Here is a 19,780-nt window from a genome sequence, read left to right as displayed (position 1 = left end):
GTTATAGTAGGTTTATCAAAAGAAGCTAGTCTTCTGATAACATTATAAAAAGAGGTAATATCATGAAAAAATTAATTGGTTTTGGATTTATCCTTGCAGCTCTCGCTGTTATCACTTTTAGTATCATTGGTTATCCGAAAATAGATGCCAATCTTTGGCCCTTGGTTCCAGTTGTCTTGTTTGCTTTCTTTACGCTTGAAAATGCACTCAAGAAAGACTACAAGTCCAGCTTGATTTGTGCCGTCATTGGCTTCATTATCGCCAATGCCATCTATGACCTCCTTCCGATTTCAAATGGGGTCGTGATTACTGCGGGTGTCTTGGCTTGTCTTGGTCTTGGTTTTCTCTTTCCAGACGCACCAAAAGAAAAATAATGCTTCCAATTTTATTCGCTTCAGGGGTTTGGCATGAAGAGATTTCTTCAGACCAAGCCCTTTTTAGCTGTCTGAAAGAACCGCTTAGGGGCTGAAAAGAACCACTTACCGAAAAGGTCTTGTAAGATTTTGAACACCTGTTATAATGTTACTAACAAAGGTTAAGAAAGGAGTCCTATGAAAGTTCGCATCGAATTAGATCCGCAGATGGATGAGCCGGAAATGATCATTCGGGCTCCTCGATTGACGGAGGATGTCGCCCGCTTGCAACAGTTGATCTTGGAGCAAAAAATGACGCCCTTGACCTTTTACAAGGATCGAAGCGAGTACTTTGTAGATGTGTCAGAAATTCTCTTCTTTGAGACAGATGGTGAAAAGATCTATGGGCATACCAGAGAAGAGGCATATGAGGTCCGTCAAAAACTCTACGAATTGGAAGAGATCTTGCCGATTGCTTTCTGTCGCATCTCCAAGTCGACCATCGTTAATACCAAGCAGATTTATTCCATCGAAAAATCTTTTTCGGGAACCAGTACAGTAAACTTTTATCAAACCCATAAGCAGGTACACGTGTCCCGACACTATTATCAAATCTTAAAAGAACGGTTAAAGGAAATGAGGTAACAAAATGAAAAATAAACTAATTGGGATTTTCTTAATCCTCCTAGCAGCTTTGGTGCTCTTACAAGGCTATTTTGTAAAATGGGAGATCAGTATCTGGACGCTAACTTGGGTTGTCTTGCTCGCAGTCCTGTCCCTCTCTAGTTTCTTGAAGCGCCACTTTGGTTGGGGCTTCCTATATGGGATTTTGGCCCTCTTCTCCCTTAACGGCCAATACCATTTTCTTCCAGTATCCAATTCAGTGGTCATCTTTTCTTCTATTTTAGCGGTGATCGGTCTCAATATTCTCTTCAAGCCTTCCAAAAAAGCAAAAGCGACTTGGAACTCCTACTCAGCAGGAACATCTTCCCAAACTGCTGGCAATGACATCGATGTCTCCTTCTCTACAGTGACAAAGTATTTGAATGATCAGAATTTTACGGGCGGAAGTGCGGATGTGAGCTTGGGAGAAGCTTCTATCTATTTTGATAATTGTCGGATCGAAGGACCCTCAGCCCAGTTTGCGGTGGATGTCTCCCTTGGAAGTTTGAGTCTCTATGTCCCGAGCGACTGGCGGGTTCATGTCAATGTAGAAAGTTCTCTGTCAGCCATCCAACACCAGGAAAATCCTAGCAATTTAACCAGCAAAGACTTTTACATCGTCGGAGAGGTCTCACTGGGGAATCTAGAAATCATCTATGTAGGTGAGAATAACTTTTCATAAGCCGATCTAAGAAAAACTTATTCAAAGGTCTTGCCAAGAGAAAGTTTTTTTGGTAATATAGTACGGTATGTGGTGCTAGCACATCCGTAATATTAGATCTAATAGGAGGCAAAACAGAATGGCTAAAGTATGTTATTTTACTGGTCGTAAGACTGTATCAGGAAACAACCGTTCACACGCGATGAACCAAACCAAACGTGCCGTAAAACCAAACCTTCAAAAAGTAACTGTCCTTATCGATGGTAAACCTAAAAAAGTTTGGGCTTCAGCTCGTGCATTGAAATCTGGTAAAGTAGAACGCGTTTAATAAAGAAAGAAGGCTGGGCATAAAGTGTCCAGCCTTCGCTTTTTGATAGGAATAGTAGTATGACGCAGTGGTTGATTGGAACTACTCATGTTTGAAACATTCGTACTTCCTAATCAACTGCGCGGGGGTGGGAAAATTGAAAAGGTTTGGGGAACCTTTTCAACTTTTTTTATTTTACGGAGTTCTTTCCCACTCCCTTTTCTTTTTCTTCATTTTTCCTCTTTTTGGACATTTGTATCAACCGATAGGAGAAAGGTGTATCCCTTTTACACACGCCCTCTTTTATGGTAAAATAGAATATAAAATACTTTTGAGGTAGAAATTATGACAGTAAAAATCAATACAAAAGATGGTCAAATTGAATTGACCGATGATGTCATCGCAACTGTTGTAGGCGGTGCAGCCACTGAAATTTTTGGAGTGGTTGGAATGGCCAGCAAAAACGCGATTAAAGATAATTTCCAAGCTCTCTTAGGTAAGGAAAACTACTCTAAGGGTGTCGTTGTGAAAACAGCGGAAGCAGGAAGTATTGCGGTTGATGTTTACACTGTTTTGAGCTATGGTACAAAGATTAGCGAAGTCTCAAAAAATATTCAAGAGCGTGTCAAATTCAGTTTAGAAAATCAACTTGGAATCACAACGGATACAGTCAACGTCTATATCCAAAACATTAAAATTGTGGGAGAATAATCGTGTCTAAAATTACAACTAGTTTATTTCAAGAAATGGTCCAAGCAGGGGCTACTCGCTTAAATAAACAAGCCGAGTATGTCAATTCATTGAACGTTTTTCCTGTACCAGATGGTGATACTGGAACCAACATGGGGATGACCATTGAAAATGGTGCAAAAGAAGTAGCCGATCGCTCTGCTTCAACTGTTGGTGAAGCAGCAAATATCTTTGCGAAGGGGCTTTTGATGGGAGCGCGTGGAAACTCAGGAGTGATTACTTCTCAATTGTTCCGCGGATTTTCTCAAAGCGTCAAAGACAAGGATGAATTGGATGGAGCAGCCCTTGCGGCAGCCTTCCAAGCAGGGGTTGAAGTAGCCTATAAAGCGGTTATGAAGCCAGTTGAAGGGACCATCTTGACCGTTTCTCGTGGTGCTGCTATCGGTGCTAAGAAAAAAGCAGAATCAACCAATGATGCAGTAGAAGTCATGCGTGCAGCCCTTGAAGGAGCTAAAACAGCCCTTGCCAAAACACCAGATATGCTTCCAGTATTGAAGGAAGTCGGTGTGGTGGACTCTGGTGGCCAAGGTTTGGTCTTCATCTATGAAGGGTTCTTATCAGCTTTGACAGGAGAATTCATCGCTTCTGAAGAATTTGTGGCGACTCCAGCAACCATGTCAGAAATGATCAACGCAGAGCACCACAAGTCCGTAGCGGGCCATGTGGCAACCGAAGATATCACCTTTGGTTACTGTACAGAGATCATGGTCGCTTTGAAACAAGGCCCAACCTATGTCAAAGACTTTGACTACGACGAATTCCGTAACTATTTGAACAATCTTGGGGATTCTCTATTAGTGGTTAATGATGACGAAATCGTCAAAGTCCATGTCCATACTGAAGATCCAGGTCTTGTTATGCAAGAAGGATTGAAATATGGTAGCTTGGTCAAGGTAAAAGTCGACAACATGCGCAACCAGCACGAAGCACAAGTTGAAAAAGAAGAGCGTCAAGCGAAACCAGCTGAAGCAAAAGAATATGCTATTATTGCAGTCGTTGCGGGTGACGGATTAGCGGATATCTTCAAAGCGCAAGGTGTGGACTACATCATCTCTGGTGGTCAAACTATGAACCCATCAACAGAAGACTTTGTCAAAGCTGTTGAAGAGTTGAATGCGCGCAACATCATTATCTTGCCAAATAACAAAAATATCTTGATGGCCGCTCAATCAGCAGCAGAAGTCATTGAACAACCTGCAGCTGTCGTAGAGACCAAGACCATCCCTCAAGGATTGACCAGTCTTCTTGCCTTTGATGAGAGCAAGTCGATCGAAGAAAACTACGAACGCATGAGCGCTTCATTGGAAGATGTTGTTTCAGGTAGTGTGACAACAGCCGTTCGTGATACCACTATTGATGGTCTTGAAATCCATGAAAACGACAATCTTGGAATGGTTGATGGTAAGATCGTCGTTTCCAATCCAGATATGATGGAAACCTTGACAGCAACCTTTGACAAGATGTTGGATGAAGATAGTGAAATTGTCACTATTTATATTGGTGAAGATGGTAAAGAAGAAGTAGCCAATGACTTGGCTCAAAACTTGATGGCTAAATATGAGGACGTCGAAGTCGAAATTCATCAAGGAAATCAACCAGTTTACCCATATTTGTTTAGCGTTGAATAATCAAAAAAATTCAAAAATAGTAGGAAAAAGAGCCAAAAAATGATTTTTTGGCCCTTTTTTTGATAAAAAAAGCTTTATGAAAGCGATTAGATAGGTGTTTTTAGACAATTTTTATTTGATATGTTATACTTTAGAAAAATAGAAATAGGAGAAAAAAGCAAATGAAAAAGGTAATCTGCTTTTTAGGAGCTTTGCTTTTGGTGATGACAGGGTGTGCTACTAAGTCTCAGTCCACAGAAACATCAAAAAGCTCAACCACTACTTCGATAGAAAAAAGTGAAACTGTTACCAGTGAGGCAAAAGAAGAAACCAAGGTTCTCACTGCAGAAATCAATGGCAATCAACATCGCTACACCATCACGACAAAAGGTGATAAGGTTCAGAAATTAAAGTTAGATGTTTTATCGGCCCTACCAGAAAAAATTGCCACTAACTCAGCTAATCTAAGTCCTGAAGAGATGACAAAAATTATCAATGAAGGTTTGCAGTCAGATTCAGAATACAAGGCTCTGAAAGACACAGCTGGCTTCAGTATCGAATATAAGGTCACTCCAGAGAAAAAATTAGCCTCAACGGTCTCTGTTGATATGGAAACTATTGATTGGGACAAGGTTAAAGATCTATCTTACTTTAAGGATCTTGGTATCGGTGACCTGAAAGACATCAAGGCATCGACCGTTTTCACAGGATTAAAACTCCATGGTTTCAAAGAAGAAACCCCAGCACCATAGGCTCGGACTCTTGTCCGGCCTTTTTTTATTTTCCATGACATTTGTCATGTGAGCCAGTGACAAAATCATCTAGTGGCCTGTTATTCCTTTCGCTATAATAAAGTCAGAAAGTAAGAGGTAAGGAAAAATGAAACAATGGTTCTATAAAGTGTTTACGTTAACAGTGGTTGGGATGGTCGTCTATTTAATCTTTTCAAAGGATGATAGTCTCTATTACCATTTCCCTTGGGAATTATTTGCTGGGATTGGCATCATGAGCTGGGCGGTCCAAGAAGGATTGAAAATGGTCAAGGCTGTTAAAAAGGAGATGGAGCAATGAAAAAGAAACTTGAAATTGGATTGGTAGCTGTTTTGTGTTTGCTCCTTTGGGCAACTGAGATGGTGACGGGCTGGTTTTCTGCCCATTTTCCTAGCTGGTTTTTCCAAACGGTTTGGGGAGTGACCTTGGTCGTCTATGTCATCATTCCAGCTGGTCAGATTTGGTTGAAAGGAGAGTCTCATGAGTGTCATTAGAGTAGAGAACTTGAACAAAAGTATCAAAGGAAAGTTGATCCTAGAAGATCTTTCTTTCACAGTTGAGAGAGGGGATTGCTTGGCTTTTATTGGGCCAAACGGAGCTGGGAAAACAACCTTGATGGATTGCCTCCTAGGAGATAGGAAGGTAACTTCTGGAATCATTAAAATAGAAGGAAAAGCTCCTGGTCATCCTCAGTTAAAGGATAGTGTCTCTTATCTCCCTCAAGAGAATGCCATCGTGCAAAAGCTAACCGTGCAGGAACTGATCAGTTTCTTTCGCTCCATTTATCCCAACCCTTTAACGGTCAATGACATCGATGATTTATTGCGTTTTACTCCAGAACAAAAGAAGCAATTAGCCAGTAAGCTGTCTGGTGGGCAAAAGCGTCTTTTATCCTTTGTGTTGACCTTGATTGGTCGTCCCAGTCTTCTGTTTCTGGATGAGCCAACGGCTGCCATGGATACGTCCACTCGCCAACGCTTTTGGGAGATCGTCGGGCATTTAAAGGACCAAGGTGTGACTATAGTCTATTCTTCCCATTATATCGAGGAAGTAGAGCATACAGCTGACCGGATCCTGGTCTTGCACCAGGGACGTTTGCTTCGAGATACAACACCTCTCGCTATGAGAAGTGAAGAGGTAGAAAAACATTTTACCCTGCCTTTGCGTTACAAAGCTCTAGTGGCCGGGATGGAAGGGATTGGTCAAGTGACGGTCAAACCCGATGCCCTTCAGGTTGTGACAGGTGATGCCAATCGTTTGTGGAGGCGATTGCAGGAAGAAGGATGTTCAATCCAAGAGATCGAGGTGACCAATCGAAGTTTATTGGATTCTATTTTTGAAAATACAAAGGAAGTAGGTAGAGAAGATGAAACGCATGAAAGCTCTCGGCGTGGTTGAGTGGCATTTGACTCGACGCCAAGCCATTTATTACTTGTTATCAATTGGGATGCCCACGGCCTTTTATCTCTTCTTTTCAGGGATGTACCAGGACACACCAGGGGCACCCGCTCACTTTATGAGGGATTATCTCCTCTCCATGACGGCTTTTTCCATGATGTCTACGGCTATCTTTTCTTTTCCAACAGTTCTTGAAACCGATCGACTCAACAATTGGCAAAAAGTCTTGCGCCATACCCCGGTATCTATGGTAGAATATTATCTAATAAAGGTTGCGGGTCTCTTTGTCGATTTTCTCCTATCGATTGGAGTTGTCTTTACCGTGGGCCATGTGGTGCGCCATGTGAATATGTCCCTACAAGATTGGATTTTGTCGGCTTTTATTCTCATCCTAGGAAGCCTAGCGTTTGTGGCTTTGGGTCTGGTCTTGACCCTGCTTCCTTCTAGTCAATTGATGTCTGTTGTGGGTAATCTCCTTTACATGGGGCTCGCTGTCATGGGTGGCCTTTGGATGCCCATTAGCCTCTTTCCAGAATGGATGCAAGCCATCGGCAAATGCCTACCAACCTATCAATTGATGGAGCTGATCAAGACCTTTTTAAACAAGGGGCAGATCAATGTTCTCGCTAGTGTCTATTTAACCTTGTTTACCCTGGTCTTGTTTACCCTTGTCATTGTTTATCGTCGTCATTCTGAGGTTCGTTCATGATTGAAAAACTCAAGCGTATCCATTATATGTTTTACGCTAGCCTAGTCTTTATGGGCTTTCCCTTTATCTCTATTTTATTAGGGGATGTCCCATACTGGCACTTCTTTTTAGCCCTCTTGTTTATTGCTTCCTATCTAGGAGTCTTGATTACTGAAAACAAAAAGCTGACCTGGATTTGTTGGCTATACCTCCTAGCCTATGTAGCAGGAAATACTCTTTTTATTAACGCCAACTATTTTTGGTTTTATTTCTTCATCAGCAACCTATTGGTCTATCACTTTGAGATTCGCAATTTTCGCTCTCCCTATCTTTGGACAGTTTTTCTATCGCAATTCCTGCTTTTTGGGGCCATCTTTTTCAAACAGAGTGCGATGGAGTATGAATGGGTATTTTTAATCATCATTTTCTTTTTTACCCATGCCATGACCTACGGCATGATCCGGATTCGGATGGTGGAAGAGTTGAAAGCTGATCATGCCAAGCAAAATGCCCAGATCAATCTCTTGCTGGCAGAAAACGAACGCCATCGGATTGGGCGCGATCTGCATGATAGTCTAGGCCACACCTTTGCCATGCTCAGTGTCAAGGCAGACCTAGCTGATCAATTCTTAGCATTTGGTCAGGTTGAGAAGGCGCAGGAGCAGGTGCAAGAGATTCAAGCCATTAGTCAAGAGTCCATGCACCAAGTCCGAGAGATTGTGGAGAACTTGAAGCAGCGAACCCTGGCAAGAGAGCTAGAAACCGTCCAGCAAATGCTAGAAGTGGCGCAAGTCACAGTGGAGATCGAAAATGAGCTCGATACAGCTAGCATCTCGCCGATCCTAGAGTCTGCCCTGGCCATGGTGTCTCTGGAATTAGCCACTAATATGATCAAACATGCCAAAGCAACGCAAGCCCTTCTCTCTTATCGCTCCACTGAAACAGGTGTCGAAATGATCGCAGAAGATGATGGGATCGGTTTTGACAAAGTCTCCGACAAGGACTTGCACACGATTCGCGAACGGATTGCCTTATTGGGAGGAGAGTTAGAGATCAGTCGTCGTCACAAGCCAACCCGCATAGAAATATGGATCCCCTATCAAGAAAGGAAATAAGATGCGCTTATTAGTTGCTGAAGACCAAAGTATGTTACGCGATGCCCTCTGCCAGCTCTTGCTTTTTCAAGAGGATGTAGAAGAAGTCTTGCAGGCTGGAGACGGGCAAGAAGCTATTCGCTTACTCGAAACCCATCCAGTCGATATTGCTATCTTAGATATTGAGATGCCCATCAAAACAGGGCTAGAAGTGTTGGAATGGGCCAAAAGTCAACAACCCCAGCTCAAGGTTGTCATCGTTACCACCTTTAAGCGGCCGGGTTACTTTGAGCGGGCCCTGAAGGCTGGAGTCGATGCCTATGTCTTAAAAGAACGCCGCATCACGGACTTGATGGGCACCCTGCATACCGTTTTGGCAGGTCAAAAAGAATATTCTCCTGAATTAATGGAGGGAATCTTGACCCATCCCAATCCTCTAAGTTCTCAGGAGCAAGCAGTACTAAAAGAAGTCGCCAAAGGAGCTTCCAACCAAGAAATTGCTGATCGTTTATTTCTCTCTAACGGGACCATCCGCAATTATATGTCAGCGATTCTGACTAAATTGGATGCAGAGAACCGGACCGAGGCAGCAAAGATTGCCCAAGAAAGGGGCTGGCTATAAGCAAGCAAAGTTTCTAGGATTCCTAGAGACTTTTTTTGATTGGATTGTTCTTTTTTCAGGAGAAATCTCATTATTCGGATTTGGATAGAAAATTCAGAAAATTTGTGATTTTTCCTTGAAATATTTTCCAAAAATGGTATGATAGTAGCATGCTCATTTGATAATCAAAGAAACAGAAAGGAGAGACATGGAGAAAATTACCTTAGAAACTGCAAAGACAGGTTCAGAGCTTGTGCTAGAAACGCTTCGAGACCTTGGGATTGATACCATTTTTGGCTACCCAGGTGGAGCGGTTTTGCCCCTTTATGATGCTATTTATAGTTTTAAAGGGATCAAACACATTCTTGGCCGACATGAACAAGGCTGCTTGCATGAAGCTGAAGGCTATGCCAAATCAACTGGGAAGCTGGGTGTGGCCGTCGTCACAAGTGGACCTGGAGCAACCAATGCTATTACAGGGATTGCGGATGCCATGAGTGATAGTGTTCCTCTTCTTGTGTTTACTGGTCAGGTCAACCGTTCTGGGATCGGGAAGGATGCCTTCCAAGAGGCAGATATTGTTGGGATTACCATGCCGATTACCAAGTACAATTACCAAGTACGTGAGACAGCGGATATTCCACGGGTTATCACGGAAGCAGTTCATATTGCAACAACTGGGCGTCCAGGCCCCGTCGTCATTGACCTTCCAAAAGATGTCTCTGCCTTAGAAACAGATTATATTTACAATCCGGCCATTAACATTCCAAGTTACCAGCCGACTATTGAACCAAATGAATTACAGATTAAGAAAATCTTGAAGCAATTGGGAAAGGCTAAGAAACCAGTCCTCTTGGCTGGAGGTGGCGTCAGCTATGCAGAAGCAGCGGACGAATTGGTAGCCTTAGCAGAACGCTATCAGATCCCTGTGGTAACTAGTCTTCTAGGACAGGGAACGATTGCAACCAGCCACCCTCTCTTCCTTGGGATGGGAGGCATGCACGGTTCTTTTGCGGCCAACATTGCCATGACCGAAGCGGATTTTATGATTAGCATCGGTTGTCGTTTTGATGATCGTCTGACAGGAAATCCAAAAACCTTTGCGAAGAATGCCAAAGTCGCTCACATTGACATTGACCCGGCAGAGATTGGTAAAATCATTGCAGTTGATATTCCAGTAGTTGGCGATGCCAAAAAAGCCCTCCAACAGTTATTAGCAGAGCCAGTGGTTCATACCAATACGGAGAAATGGGTTGAGAAAGTTACCCAAGATAAAAATCGGGTTCGTTCTTACGATAAGAAAGAACGCGTGGTCCAACCCCAAGCAGTTATTGAACGCGTGGGTGAGTTGACTAAGGGGGATGCCATCGTCGTGACAGACGTTGGCCAACACCAAATGTGGGCTGCTCAGTACTACCCGTACCAAAACGAACGACAGTTGGTGACTTCTGGTGGTCTAGGAACCATGGGATTCGGTGTCCCAGCCGCTATTGGTGCTAAGATTGCCAATCCAGATAAAGAAGTCGTACTCTTTGTCGGAGATGGTGGTTTCCAGATGACCAACCAGGAATTGGCTATTTTGAATGTTTACAAGGTTCCGATCAAGGTCATTATGCTCAACAACCATTCACTGGGGATGGTTCGTCAGTGGCAAGAAGCCTTCTATGATGGGCGGACATCAGAGTCTGTCTTTGAAACCTTGCCTGACTTCCAATTGATGGCCCAAGCCTACGGGATTAAAAACTACAAATTTGATAATCCTGAAACCCTTGAGAAAGATTTAGAAGTCATTACCGAAGATGTACCGATGTTCATCGAGATTGACATTTCTCGTAAAGAACACGTTCTACCAATGGTACCAGCTGGTAAGAGCAATCATGAGATGTTGGGGGTGAAGTTTAATGCGTAGAATGTTAACAGCCAAACTTCAAAACCGGTCTGGGGTCCTCAATCGCTTTACCGGTGTCTTGTCGAGACGCCAAGTCAATATTGAGAGTATCTCAGTAGGGGCAACAGAAAATCCTAATGTATCACGGATTACCATCATTATTGATGTTGCGTCTCATGATGAAGTAGAACAAATTATCAAGCAACTCAACCGCCAGGTCGATGTGATTCGCGTTCGAGATATCACAGATAAACCTCACCTAGAACGTGAAGTGATTCTGATCAAGGTCTCAGCACCTGCAGAGAAACGGGCAGAATTGCTGGCTATTATCCAGCCCTTCCGCGCGACTGTGGTAGACGTAGCTCCGAGCTCCATCACCGTGCAGATGACAGGGAATGCAGAGAAGAACGAAGCTCTTCTGCGTGTCATTCGTCCTTATGGGATTAAGAATGTCGCACGGACTGGTGCAACTGGATTTACCCGCGACTAAAAATCCAACCTAAATTTGTTAAAATAGCCTAACAGGCAATAAATATAGAAAAGAGAGAAAAAACAATGGCAGTAAAAATGGAATATGAAAAAGATGTTAAAGTAGCAGCACTTGACGGTAAGAAAATTGCTGTGATCGGTTATGGATCACAAGGGCATGCCCATGCTCAAAACTTACGTGATTCAGGTCACGATGTGATCATCGGGGTTCGTCCTGGTAAATCTTTTGAGAAAGCAAAAGAAGATGGTTTTGATACTTACACAGTAGCAGAAGCAACTAAATTGGCGGATGTCATCATGATCTTGGCACCAGACGAAATCCAACAAGAATTGTACGAAACAGAAATTGCGCCAAACTTGGAAGCTGGTAACGCTGTTGGTTTTGCTCATGGTTTCAACATTCACTTCGAATTCATCAAAGTTCCTGCAGATGTTGACGTCTTCATGTGTGCGCCTAAAGGGCCAGGACACTTGGTACGTCGTACCTATGAAGAAGGATTTGGTGTGCCAGCGCTTTACGCTGTCTACCAAGATGCTACAGGAAATGCTAAAGATATCGCCATGGACTGGTGTAAAGGTGTTGGTTCAGCACGCGTTGGTCTTTTGGAAACAACTTATAAAGAAGAAACGGAAGAAGATTTGTTTGGTGAACAAGCCGTTCTTTGTGGTGGTTTGACTGCTCTTATCGAAGCAGGTTTCGAAGTCTTGACGGAAGCTGGATACGCTCCAGAATTGGCTTACTTCGAAGTTCTTCACGAAATGAAATTGATCGTTGACTTGATCTACGAAGGTGGATTCAAGAAAATGCGTCAATCAATTTCAAATACTGCTGAATACGGTGACTATGTATCAGGCCCACGTGTCATCACTGAGCAAGTAAAAGAAAACATGAAGGCTGTCCTTGCTGATATCCAAAGCGGTAAATTTGCTAATGACTTTGTGAACGACTACAAAGCAGGTCGTCCGAAAATGACAGCTTACCGTGAACAAGCTGCTAACCTTGAAATCGAAAAAGTTGGTGCAGAATTGCGTAAAGCAATGCCATTCGTCGGAAAAAACGATGACGATGCATTTAAGATTTACAACTAAGCCATCGAGATTGAAGTTGGGAGAAATCCCAACTTCTTTTTCATCAATGGTAGAGATGGTTTGGAAGGTGTTTTCAACCACTTAGCAGAATCTGTATGAAGAGACGTGCCATTGCGAGCATTTTGGGTGATTTTTCTGAAAATTTGGAAAACACGATGAAATTTTTGCAGTCTTTTGATATAATTAGATGAAATAAGGAGAAGAAGAGGAAGACATGATAACATCGAAAGATATCATAAAAGCCCACAAGGTCTTAAAGGGTGTGGTTGTTGAGACTCCCTTAGATTATGATCATTATTTATCCGAAAAATATGGAGCAAAAATCTATTTAAAGAAGGAAAATGCGCAACGGGTTCGTTCCTTTAAGATTCGTGGAGCCTACTACGCAATTTCTCAGTTGAATGAGAAAGAGAGAGAGCGAGGAGTAGTCTGTGCCTCAGCAGGCAATCACGCTCAAGGAGTTGCCTACACCTGCCGGGAGATGAAAATCCCAGCGACCATCTTTATGCCGATTACGACACCTCAGCAAAAAATTAGCCAGGTTCGTTTCTTCGGTGGAGAATATGTGACCATTAAATTAGTAGGAGATACTTTTGATGCTTCTTCTAAGGCGGCGCAGGAATATACTGAACTTAAAAACTGTACCTTCATTGATCCATTTGATGATGCCAATGTCCAAGCGGGTCAAGGAACTGTAGCCTACGAAATTCTAGAGGAAGCTAAGAAAGAATCCATTGCCTTCGATGCGGTGTTAGTACCGGTTGGTGGGGGAGGCCTCATCGCCGGAGTATCCACCTATATCAAGGAACAAGCGCCGGAAATCGAGGTTATTGGAATTGAAGCAGATGGGGCTCGATCGATGAAGGCAGCCTTTGAAGCTGGAGGCCCGGTAAAACTCAAACAGATTGATAAGTTTGCGGATGGGATTGCTGTTCAAAAGGTAGGCCAGTTGACTTATGAGGCAACGAAAAAAAATGTTGAGACCTTGATTGGCGTCAACGAGGGCTTGATCTCTGAGACCTTGATTGATCTTTATTCTAAGCAAGGCTTGGTTGCAGAACCAGCTGGAGCTGCCAGTGTAGCAGCCTTAGAAGTGTTGAGAGAGTATATCAAAGGGAAGACCATTTGCTGTGTGATTTCTGGGGGGAACAATGATATTAACCGGATGCCAGAGATGGAAGAGCGAGCTTTGATCTATGATGGTATCAAACACTACTTTATCGTCAACTTCCCGCAACGTCCAGGAGCTCTTCGAGAATTTGTAAATGATATCTTAGGACCAAATGACGATATCACGCGGTTTGAGTACATCAAACGAGCAAGTAAGGGGACTGGCCCAGTCTTGATTGGGGTTGCTTTGGCAGATAAGCATGACTATGCAGGTCTGATCAATCGGATTGAACAATTTGACCCTTCTTTCATTAACCTAAATGGAAATGAAACCCTCTATAACATGTTGGTATGATGGTTTCTTTAACAAAGAGTCACTTAAAAAAGTAATAAAATAAAAAGGAGAATCAGGAAATGATTTGGATTTTTCTATTGGCTATTCTAGTAGTTGGAGCTACTGTATTCATTAGCTCACTCTATGTGGTGAAACAACAATCTGTTGCAATTATTGAGCGTTTTGGACGCTATCAAAAGATCAGCAATAGTGGGATTCATGTCCGTGCACCATTTGGTATCGATAAAATTGCTGCGCGTGTGCAATTGCGTCTCTTACAAAGCGAGATTGTAGTCGAAACTAAGACACAAGATAACGTATTCGTTACCATGAATGTCGCAACACAATACCGTGTAAATGAAAACAATGTAACGGATGCTTACTACAAATTGATGCGCCCAGAAGCTCAGATCAAATCTTACATCGAAGATGCCTTGCGCTCATCTGTTCCAAAGTTGACCTTGGATGAATTGTTTGAGAAAAAGGATGAAATCGCCCTTGAGGTTCAAAAACAAGTAGCTGAAGAAATGTCAACCTACGGGTATATCATTGTAAAAACCTTGATTACCAAGGTTGAACCAGATGCTGAAGTCAAGCAGTCAATGAATGAGATCAACGCTGCTCAACGGAAACGTGTGGCTGCCCAAGAATTGGCTGAAGCGGATAAGATTAAAATTGTTACTGCAGCCGAAGCGGAAGCTGAAAAAGATCGCCTTCACGGGGTCGGGATTGCAGAACAACGGAAGGCTATTGTAGATGGTTTGGCAGATTCTATCAAGGAATTGAAAGACACCAATGTGAATTTGACAGAAGAACAGATTATGTCGATTCTTTTGACCAACCAATATTTGGATACTTTGAATAACTTTGCAGAAAAACAAGGCACCAATACCCTCTTCTTACCAGCAAATCCGGATGGTGTAGAGAATATTCGTACCCAAATCCTCTCAGCTTTAAAAGCTAAATAACAAAATATCTGACTTTTTTAAAATTGTTCGTATTTTCAGCTATTATGGTTGACAAAATATGCAAAAAATTTTATATTAGTATTGGAAATAATAATATAGGAGAAGAATCATGGCTAAATCGAACTTCGAAAAAGTGGAATCAGTTGTTGGTTGGGTACGTGATAAAAAGATCACTGGCTATCGTATCAGTAAAGAAACGAACGCCCGTGAAATGTCTATCATTGCACTTGCGCAAGGTCGTGCAAAAGTGAAAAACATTTCGTTTGAAACTGCGCTTGGCTTGATCGATTTTTATGATAAGAATCATCAAAAATTCGAAAATTAAACTTAGATATAAAAAAGAAGGGAAAAAGCTTCCCTTCTTTTTATATAGTATAAATCAGGATATCGTAGGAAAGTATCACTAGCTTTCTTCATATCTATCAAAGGATTTTAACAAGTTTATGTGTGGAATCATACTTTCAATTGATGGTATTTAAAAACTCCCTCATCGGAAGGACTTCCAGTGAGGGAGTTTGTTTTAGTTTAAGAAACGTTGTAAGAATTCTTTGGTCCGTTCTTCTTTTGGATTGGTAAAGATTTCTTTTGGATCACCTTGTTCAGCGATGACCCCCTTGTCCATAAAGATAACACGACTTGAGACGTCTCGTGCAAATTCCATTTCGTGGGTGACCACGATCATGGTTAAGCCTTCTTTGGCTAAGTCTTGCATAATTTTAAGAACTTCTCCGACCATTTCAGGGTCCAGAGCAGAGGTTGGTTCATCGAACAAAATGGCATCAGGATCCATAGAGAGAGCACGAGCGATAGCGACCCGTTGTTTTTGTCCTCCTGAAAGTTGTTTTGGACGAGCAGCCCAATAAGGTTCTCCCATACCAACTTTCTCTAAATTCGCTTTAGCAATCTTCTCAGCCGTTTCTCTGTCCCGTTTTAGGACAGTTGTCTGAGCGACAATGGTGTTTTCTAAGACATTTAAGTTTTCAAATAGGTTGAAGCTTTGGAACACCATGCCCAATTTTTCCCGATAGTGGGTGAGATCATAGTCAGGATCAAGAACGTTTTGCCCCCGGTAGAGGATTTCTCCATCAGTCGGTGTCTCTAAGAGATTGATGGAGCGAAGGAAGGTAGATTTCCCGCTACCAGAGCTCCCAATGATAGAGATTACTTCGCCCTTTTCAACAGAAAGAGAGATGTCCTTCAAAACTTCGTTTTGACCGTAGGATTTTTTTAAGTGTTTGATTTCAAGTATTTTTTCTGCCATTATTTCACCTCTTTGACTTGCATTTGATTGGCACCTGTTGTATAGGTATCAGAATCTAAGCGACGTTCGATGTAACGTAGGATACGGGTGATAGTGAAAGTCAGGATAAAGTAAATAACTGCAATAATAGTAAAGGTTGGGAAGTATTGGTAGTTTTGAGTTGCGACCGTATTTCCTGTAAAGTAAAGTTCGACCACGGAGATAACATTCAAGACAGATGTGTCCTTGATGTTAATGACAAATTCATTCCCTGTCGCTGGCAAGATATTCCGAACGACCTGAGGAAGGACGACCTTGCGCATGGTTTGTCCATGGGTCATTCCTAGAGCAGTCGCTGCTTCAAACTGACCAGTATCCACTGCCAAGATTCCTCCACGAACAATCTCACTCATATAAGCCCCTGTATTGATCGAAACGATAAAGATGGCGGCCCAGGTACGATCCAAGGAAATGTTGAAGGCTTGGGCCGAACCGTAGAAAATAACCATGGATTGAACGATCATCGGAGTTCCGCGGAAGATTTCAATGTAGACATTGAGGAACCAACCAAAGAATGATTGCAAGGCAGCGAGAGCCTTGTTTTTAGACGTAGGAGCAGTCCGGAAGACACCGATTAACAAACCGATGATCAAGCCAGCGATTGTCCCTGTCATGGAGATGAGGAGGGTCATACCAGTTCCACGTAAGAACTGTGGGCCATTATCTTTCAAAATCTTCATCATTTGGCTGAAGAAAGTCTGCTCATCATCGCTAGCATCACTGGAAGCGGGTTGCTTCTTGATCATATCATCCATGAGTTTGACTTGGTCTTCAGATGAAATCTTAGCTAGTGTAGCATTGACTTGGTCAATTCGACTGTCCCCTTTCTTCATCCCGATAGCGATGGTTGCATCTTCCTCCCCAACTTCAAAACCTTTTTTGAATTGGATCATCTTAAATTTTGAATTAGCGGACTCAGCTGTCAAGGCTTCTGGACGCTCAGAAACATAGGCATCGATAACACCAGATTCTAAAGCTTGACGCATCTGGGCAAAATCACCCATTGCAGTTTCTTGTTTTGCACCCTTGAGTTGGGAGATGAGAGAGTAGAGGTAGACCCCTTGTTGAGAGGTGACCTTTGCATCCTTAAAGTCATCTAGACTAGAGGCATTCGCATAGTTTCCATCTTTGCGGACCAGCATGACTGGCTCACTAGTATAGTAGCTATTAGAAAAAGCAACCTCTTTTTTGCGCTCAGCAGTAGGACTCATCCCGGCGATAATCATATCGATTTTCCCAGAAGTGAGGGCTGGAATTAGTCCGTTCCAAGATGTTTTTACGATCAGAGGTTTTTTACCTAGTCCCTCAGCAACCTTTTTGGCGATTTGAACATCGTACCCGTTGGCATATTGATTGGTGCCATCAATCTTTACGGCTCCATTTGAATCATCTTCTTGAGTCCAGTTGAAAGGAGCATACGCAGCCTCCATTCCAATCCGGAGATACTCATCTGCTTTGACAATATGGCTCATTCCCAGACACAAAAGTAGTCCGGTAAAGAGAGCATAAATTGTTTTTTTCATGTAGTCTCCTCTTCCTTTATAAATAGTATCATCTTATTGTACAGGAAATTGGTCTACTTTTCAAACCTGATAACCTTTTCATGAAAAAATGCTATAATAAACCAAAGGAGTATAGGGGAAATGAAAAAAATTCTGTATGTTCTATTGGCAGTGATGGCCTGTCTATTTATAACAGGTTTTGTAAAAGCGGATGGTCCTTCCTATGAGGTTCAGTCTTATCGGGGGACTCTTACCTTGGAAACTTGGGACGATGCTACCTATGAGGAAGAATTGGTCTATCATTTTACAACTTCCTATAATGGTCAATATGTCACCTTGGGAAGTGCGGGTAAAATGCCTCAAGGTTTTGAAATAGTAATTCCTCCTTTGGTGGAAGTGGAAGGTAGAACCTTGTCGCAAGAACCAGAAGTTCATAATTTAGGCGATGGTTATCAGGTGAAGATTTATAACGGCGGAAGTGCAGGGGATACTGTCAAGATAAAGGTTACCTGGCGCTTAAAAAACCTGCTCTATGTTCACCAAGATATCCTATTATTGAACTGGAAACCAATCAGTGATGGGGATCAAGAGGTCAAAAAAGTAGAGTTACAGGTTATCCCGAAATTTGCCACGCCTGCCTCGAAATCGGAACTGAATATCCATACGGCTTATATGGGGGCTGAGGCAACTGTTCAGAAAGAAGAAGCAAACTATAAGGCTACTCTAGAGAATCTGAAACGAAAAGAAGGTGTTGAGATTTATGCTTACTGGCGGAAATCGGATGTAGCTTCCTTTGGGGAATCCTATCGCGATACAGGTTTGATGGAGGAGTCCAACTATCATCGGACGGAAGCAGGAATTGTTCAAAAACGGACCTGGATTCGCCTATTTATGAAGGTCCTACTCCCAATCCTTATTCTGTTCATCCTTCTTCTTGCTATTTATTATCGTTATCGATTCATGCAATCTGTGACTTCTACCAGAGTTTTCCCAAAAAATAGCCGCTTGTATGAGATTCCAAATGACGTTGCGCCTCTACTAATGGCCTCGATTGTATACTCTACAGAGCTAGATGAGATTTCTCCAACCAAAAAACATGCTCGGGGCGCCTTTAAATTTGATCAGTTGGTGCAAGCAACCTTACTTGATTTGATTGATCGAAAAAATATCATCTGTGAGCAATACGACACTCATACAGTTTTAACCATTCAAAATGAAGATACATTGGATGAATTTGAGCGCGAGTTTCTTAGACTTGCTTTCGGTTCTCAAAAATATTGTAGAACAGATGACTTGTTTTCAGATTATGAAATTTCGGATTCTCTCTATAAATATGCGTCTGAGAAAGAGCAAGATGCCATTCGCAAGAGAGGAAAACAAGCGCAAGATCGGATTGATGCAGCGATTTCTCGTGTCGCTCAGGCAGTTCAACAAAAGATCCAAACCTTTGCCCTTTCTCCTTACTACCGTCCTTTAGAGGTAGGGGAGGAACGTGCAGGCCGTATGTGTCTCTTCTTTGGATGGGCTGCGTGGAGCATTGCTTTGGTAGCCGGCCTAATTGCTTATTTCATCTTGAATTGGCTCTCTATCTTTTGTGTGATCTATGTGTTGATAATGTGGATTCTTCCGGCATCCTTCCAAGGGAAGTTCACCCTCTATCGACGGGATGGAGTCCCAACGGACCTCGGTGCAGAACAGCGCTATTACTGGGATAGCTTCCGTAATATGTTGCGGGATATCGCTCATTTGGAAGAAGCAGAAGTTCAATCGCTGGTTTTATGGAATCGCTTATTAGTCTATGCTACTCTGTTTGGTTTTGCAGATCAAGTAAGTAAAGTGATGAAACTTCGTCAAATCCACTTGGATAACCCAAGTATGGATGCCTATGTCTACACTCCATTTCGTAGTAATCTGATCCATTCCAGCCATCTCTTATCTACTTATGGAACGACCGCGACAACTGCTAGTCATTTTACAGTATCTTCAAGCGGTAGTTCTGGTGGTGGCTTCTCTGGTGGCGGTGGTGGCGGTGGCTTCGGTGCTTTTTAGAGTCGCACAAGTGCTAGCTAGCCACAGTTGTGTGTATAATTTTATAGAAGAGGCTGGGACAAAAGTCCTAGCCTCTCAATTATTTTGGGATTGTTGAGCAAGACGCAGTGGTTGAGTGGGCTCTACTACGCTGATTTCATCAGCTTTTACAGCCCTAC

The 19,780-nt window shown here is 42.6% G+C and carries 22 protein-coding genes; 20 read left to right on the top strand and 2 right to left on the bottom strand.

Annotation, left to right across the window (positions count from 1 at the left end):
- The first annotated feature begins 62 nt into the window (after nt 1-62).
- The 19 genes from ADH49_RS08140 to ADH49_RS08050 all read left to right on the top strand — a co-directional run bounded on the left by ADH49_RS08140 (nt 63) and on the right by ADH49_RS08050 (nt 15,096).
- Nucleotides 63-374, top strand: a complete 312-nt coding sequence (locus ADH49_RS08140) for a hypothetical protein (protein ID WP_006594989.1) — start codon at nt 63-65, stop codon at nt 372-374.
- Nucleotides 375-551: 177 nt separating this feature from the next.
- Complete coding sequence (locus tag ADH49_RS08135; RefSeq protein ID WP_048691486.1) at nt 552-998, top strand: LytTR family DNA-binding domain-containing protein; 447 nt, start codon at nt 552-554, stop codon at nt 996-998.
- A 4-nt stretch (nt 999-1,002) separates the two neighbouring features.
- Nucleotides 1,003-1,698 carry a LiaF transmembrane domain-containing protein gene (locus ADH49_RS08130; protein ID WP_048691483.1) on the top strand — a complete coding sequence of 232 codons (696 nt, stop codon included), beginning with the start codon at nt 1,003-1,005 and terminating at the stop codon, nt 1,696-1,698.
- Between the two features lie 118 nt (nt 1,699-1,816).
- Nucleotides 1,817-2,005 carry a 50S ribosomal protein L28 gene (gene rpmB / locus ADH49_RS08125; protein ID WP_001140948.1) on the top strand — a complete coding sequence of 63 codons (189 nt, stop codon included), beginning with the start codon at nt 1,817-1,819 and terminating at the stop codon, nt 2,003-2,005.
- A gap of 324 nt (nt 2,006-2,329) precedes the next feature.
- The gene (locus ADH49_RS08120; protein ID WP_006594986.1) at nt 2,330-2,695 is read left to right on the top strand and encodes an Asp23/Gls24 family envelope stress response protein; all 366 of its coding nucleotides are present in this window, start codon (nt 2,330-2,332) and stop codon (nt 2,693-2,695) included.
- Nucleotides 2,696-2,697: 2 nt separating this feature from the next.
- Entirely contained in the window at nt 2,698-4,362 is a 1,665-nt protein-coding gene (locus tag ADH49_RS08115) for a DAK2 domain-containing protein (RefSeq protein ID WP_048691480.1), read from the top strand.
- A 161-nt stretch (nt 4,363-4,523) separates the two neighbouring features.
- Nucleotides 4,524-5,093 (top strand): SP0191 family lipoprotein, encoded by a 570-nt coding sequence (locus ADH49_RS08110; protein ID WP_048691478.1) that lies wholly within the window; start codon nt 4,524-4,526, stop codon nt 5,091-5,093.
- A 127-nt stretch (nt 5,094-5,220) separates the two neighbouring features.
- Nucleotides 5,221-5,412 (top strand): hypothetical protein, encoded by a 192-nt coding sequence (locus ADH49_RS08105; protein ID WP_023027681.1) that lies wholly within the window; start codon nt 5,221-5,223, stop codon nt 5,410-5,412.
- A complete protein-coding gene (locus ADH49_RS08100) occupies nt 5,409-5,606 on the top strand; it encodes a hypothetical protein (protein WP_048691475.1) in 198 nt (65 codons plus the stop codon). The genes ADH49_RS08105 and ADH49_RS08100 overlap by 4 nt, the downstream gene beginning before the upstream one ends.
- Nucleotides 5,593-6,510, top strand: a complete 918-nt coding sequence (locus ADH49_RS08095) for an ABC transporter ATP-binding protein (protein ID WP_048691473.1) — start codon at nt 5,593-5,595, stop codon at nt 6,508-6,510. Before ADH49_RS08100 ends, ADH49_RS08095 begins: the two co-directional genes overlap by 14 nt.
- Entirely contained in the window at nt 6,479-7,219 is a 741-nt protein-coding gene (locus ADH49_RS08090) for an ABC transporter permease (protein WP_048691472.1), read from the top strand. Before ADH49_RS08095 ends, ADH49_RS08090 begins: the two co-directional genes overlap by 32 nt.
- Entirely contained in the window at nt 7,216-8,313 is a 1,098-nt protein-coding gene (locus ADH49_RS08085) for a sensor histidine kinase (protein ID WP_048691468.1), read from the top strand. The genes ADH49_RS08090 and ADH49_RS08085 overlap by 4 nt, the downstream gene beginning before the upstream one ends.
- A gap of 1 nt (nt 8,314) precedes the next feature.
- Nucleotides 8,315-8,914: a response regulator transcription factor gene (locus ADH49_RS08080; protein ID WP_048691466.1), complete on the top strand. Its 600-nt coding sequence runs from the start codon at nt 8,315-8,317 to the stop codon at nt 8,912-8,914.
- Between the two features lie 187 nt (nt 8,915-9,101).
- The gene (locus tag ADH49_RS08075; protein ID WP_048691463.1) at nt 9,102-10,802 is read left to right on the top strand and encodes an acetolactate synthase large subunit; all 1,701 of its coding nucleotides are present in this window, start codon (nt 9,102-9,104) and stop codon (nt 10,800-10,802) included.
- Nucleotides 10,795-11,271 carry an acetolactate synthase small subunit gene (gene ilvN / locus ADH49_RS08070; protein ID WP_006594976.1) on the top strand — a complete coding sequence of 159 codons (477 nt, stop codon included), beginning with the start codon at nt 10,795-10,797 and terminating at the stop codon, nt 11,269-11,271. Before ADH49_RS08075 ends, ilvN begins: the two co-directional genes overlap by 8 nt.
- Before the next feature lie 65 nt (nt 11,272-11,336).
- A complete protein-coding gene (ilvC, locus tag ADH49_RS08065) occupies nt 11,337-12,359 on the top strand; it encodes a ketol-acid reductoisomerase (RefSeq protein WP_023022200.1) in 1,023 nt (340 codons plus the stop codon).
- Between the two features lie 214 nt (nt 12,360-12,573).
- Nucleotides 12,574-13,824, top strand: a complete 1,251-nt coding sequence (ilvA, locus tag ADH49_RS08060; RefSeq protein WP_048691460.1) for a threonine ammonia-lyase IlvA — start codon at nt 12,574-12,576, stop codon at nt 13,822-13,824.
- A gap of 59 nt (nt 13,825-13,883) precedes the next feature.
- Nucleotides 13,884-14,771 (top strand): SPFH domain-containing protein, encoded by an 888-nt coding sequence (locus ADH49_RS08055; protein ID WP_023022202.1) that lies wholly within the window; start codon nt 13,884-13,886, stop codon nt 14,769-14,771.
- Nucleotides 14,772-14,880: 109 nt separating this feature from the next.
- Nucleotides 14,881-15,096 (top strand): hypothetical protein, encoded by a 216-nt coding sequence (locus ADH49_RS08050; RefSeq protein ID WP_006594972.1) that lies wholly within the window; start codon nt 14,881-14,883, stop codon nt 15,094-15,096.
- Nucleotides 15,097-15,291: 195 nt separating this feature from the next.
- Here the strand turns inward: ADH49_RS08050 and ADH49_RS08045 are convergent, their stop codons facing one another.
- The gene (locus ADH49_RS08045; protein ID WP_009732258.1) at nt 15,292-16,032 is read right to left on the bottom strand and encodes an amino acid ABC transporter ATP-binding protein; all 741 of its coding nucleotides are present in this window, start codon (nt 16,030-16,032) and stop codon (nt 15,292-15,294) included.
- Nucleotides 16,032-17,594 (bottom strand): ABC transporter substrate-binding protein/permease, encoded by a 1,563-nt coding sequence (locus ADH49_RS08040; RefSeq protein WP_048691458.1) that lies wholly within the window; start codon nt 17,592-17,594, stop codon nt 16,032-16,034. Before ADH49_RS08040 ends, ADH49_RS08045 begins: the two co-directional genes overlap by 1 nt.
- 120 nt (nt 17,595-17,714) lie before the next feature.
- Here ADH49_RS08040 and ADH49_RS08035 point away from each other — a divergent pair, with 120 nt between their 5' ends.
- Entirely contained in the window at nt 17,715-19,622 is a 1,908-nt protein-coding gene (locus ADH49_RS08035) for a DUF2207 domain-containing protein (protein ID WP_048691456.1), read from the top strand.
- The last annotated feature ends 158 nt before the right edge of the window (nt 19,623-19,780 follow it).

The organism is Streptococcus sp. 400_SSPC (assembly GCF_001072745.1).
GTDB lineage: Bacteria > Bacillota > Bacilli > Lactobacillales > Streptococcaceae > Streptococcus > Streptococcus xiaochunlingii.
Note: the sequence above shows the minus strand (reverse complement) of the source record. Positions and strands in the feature narration are given on the sequence as shown.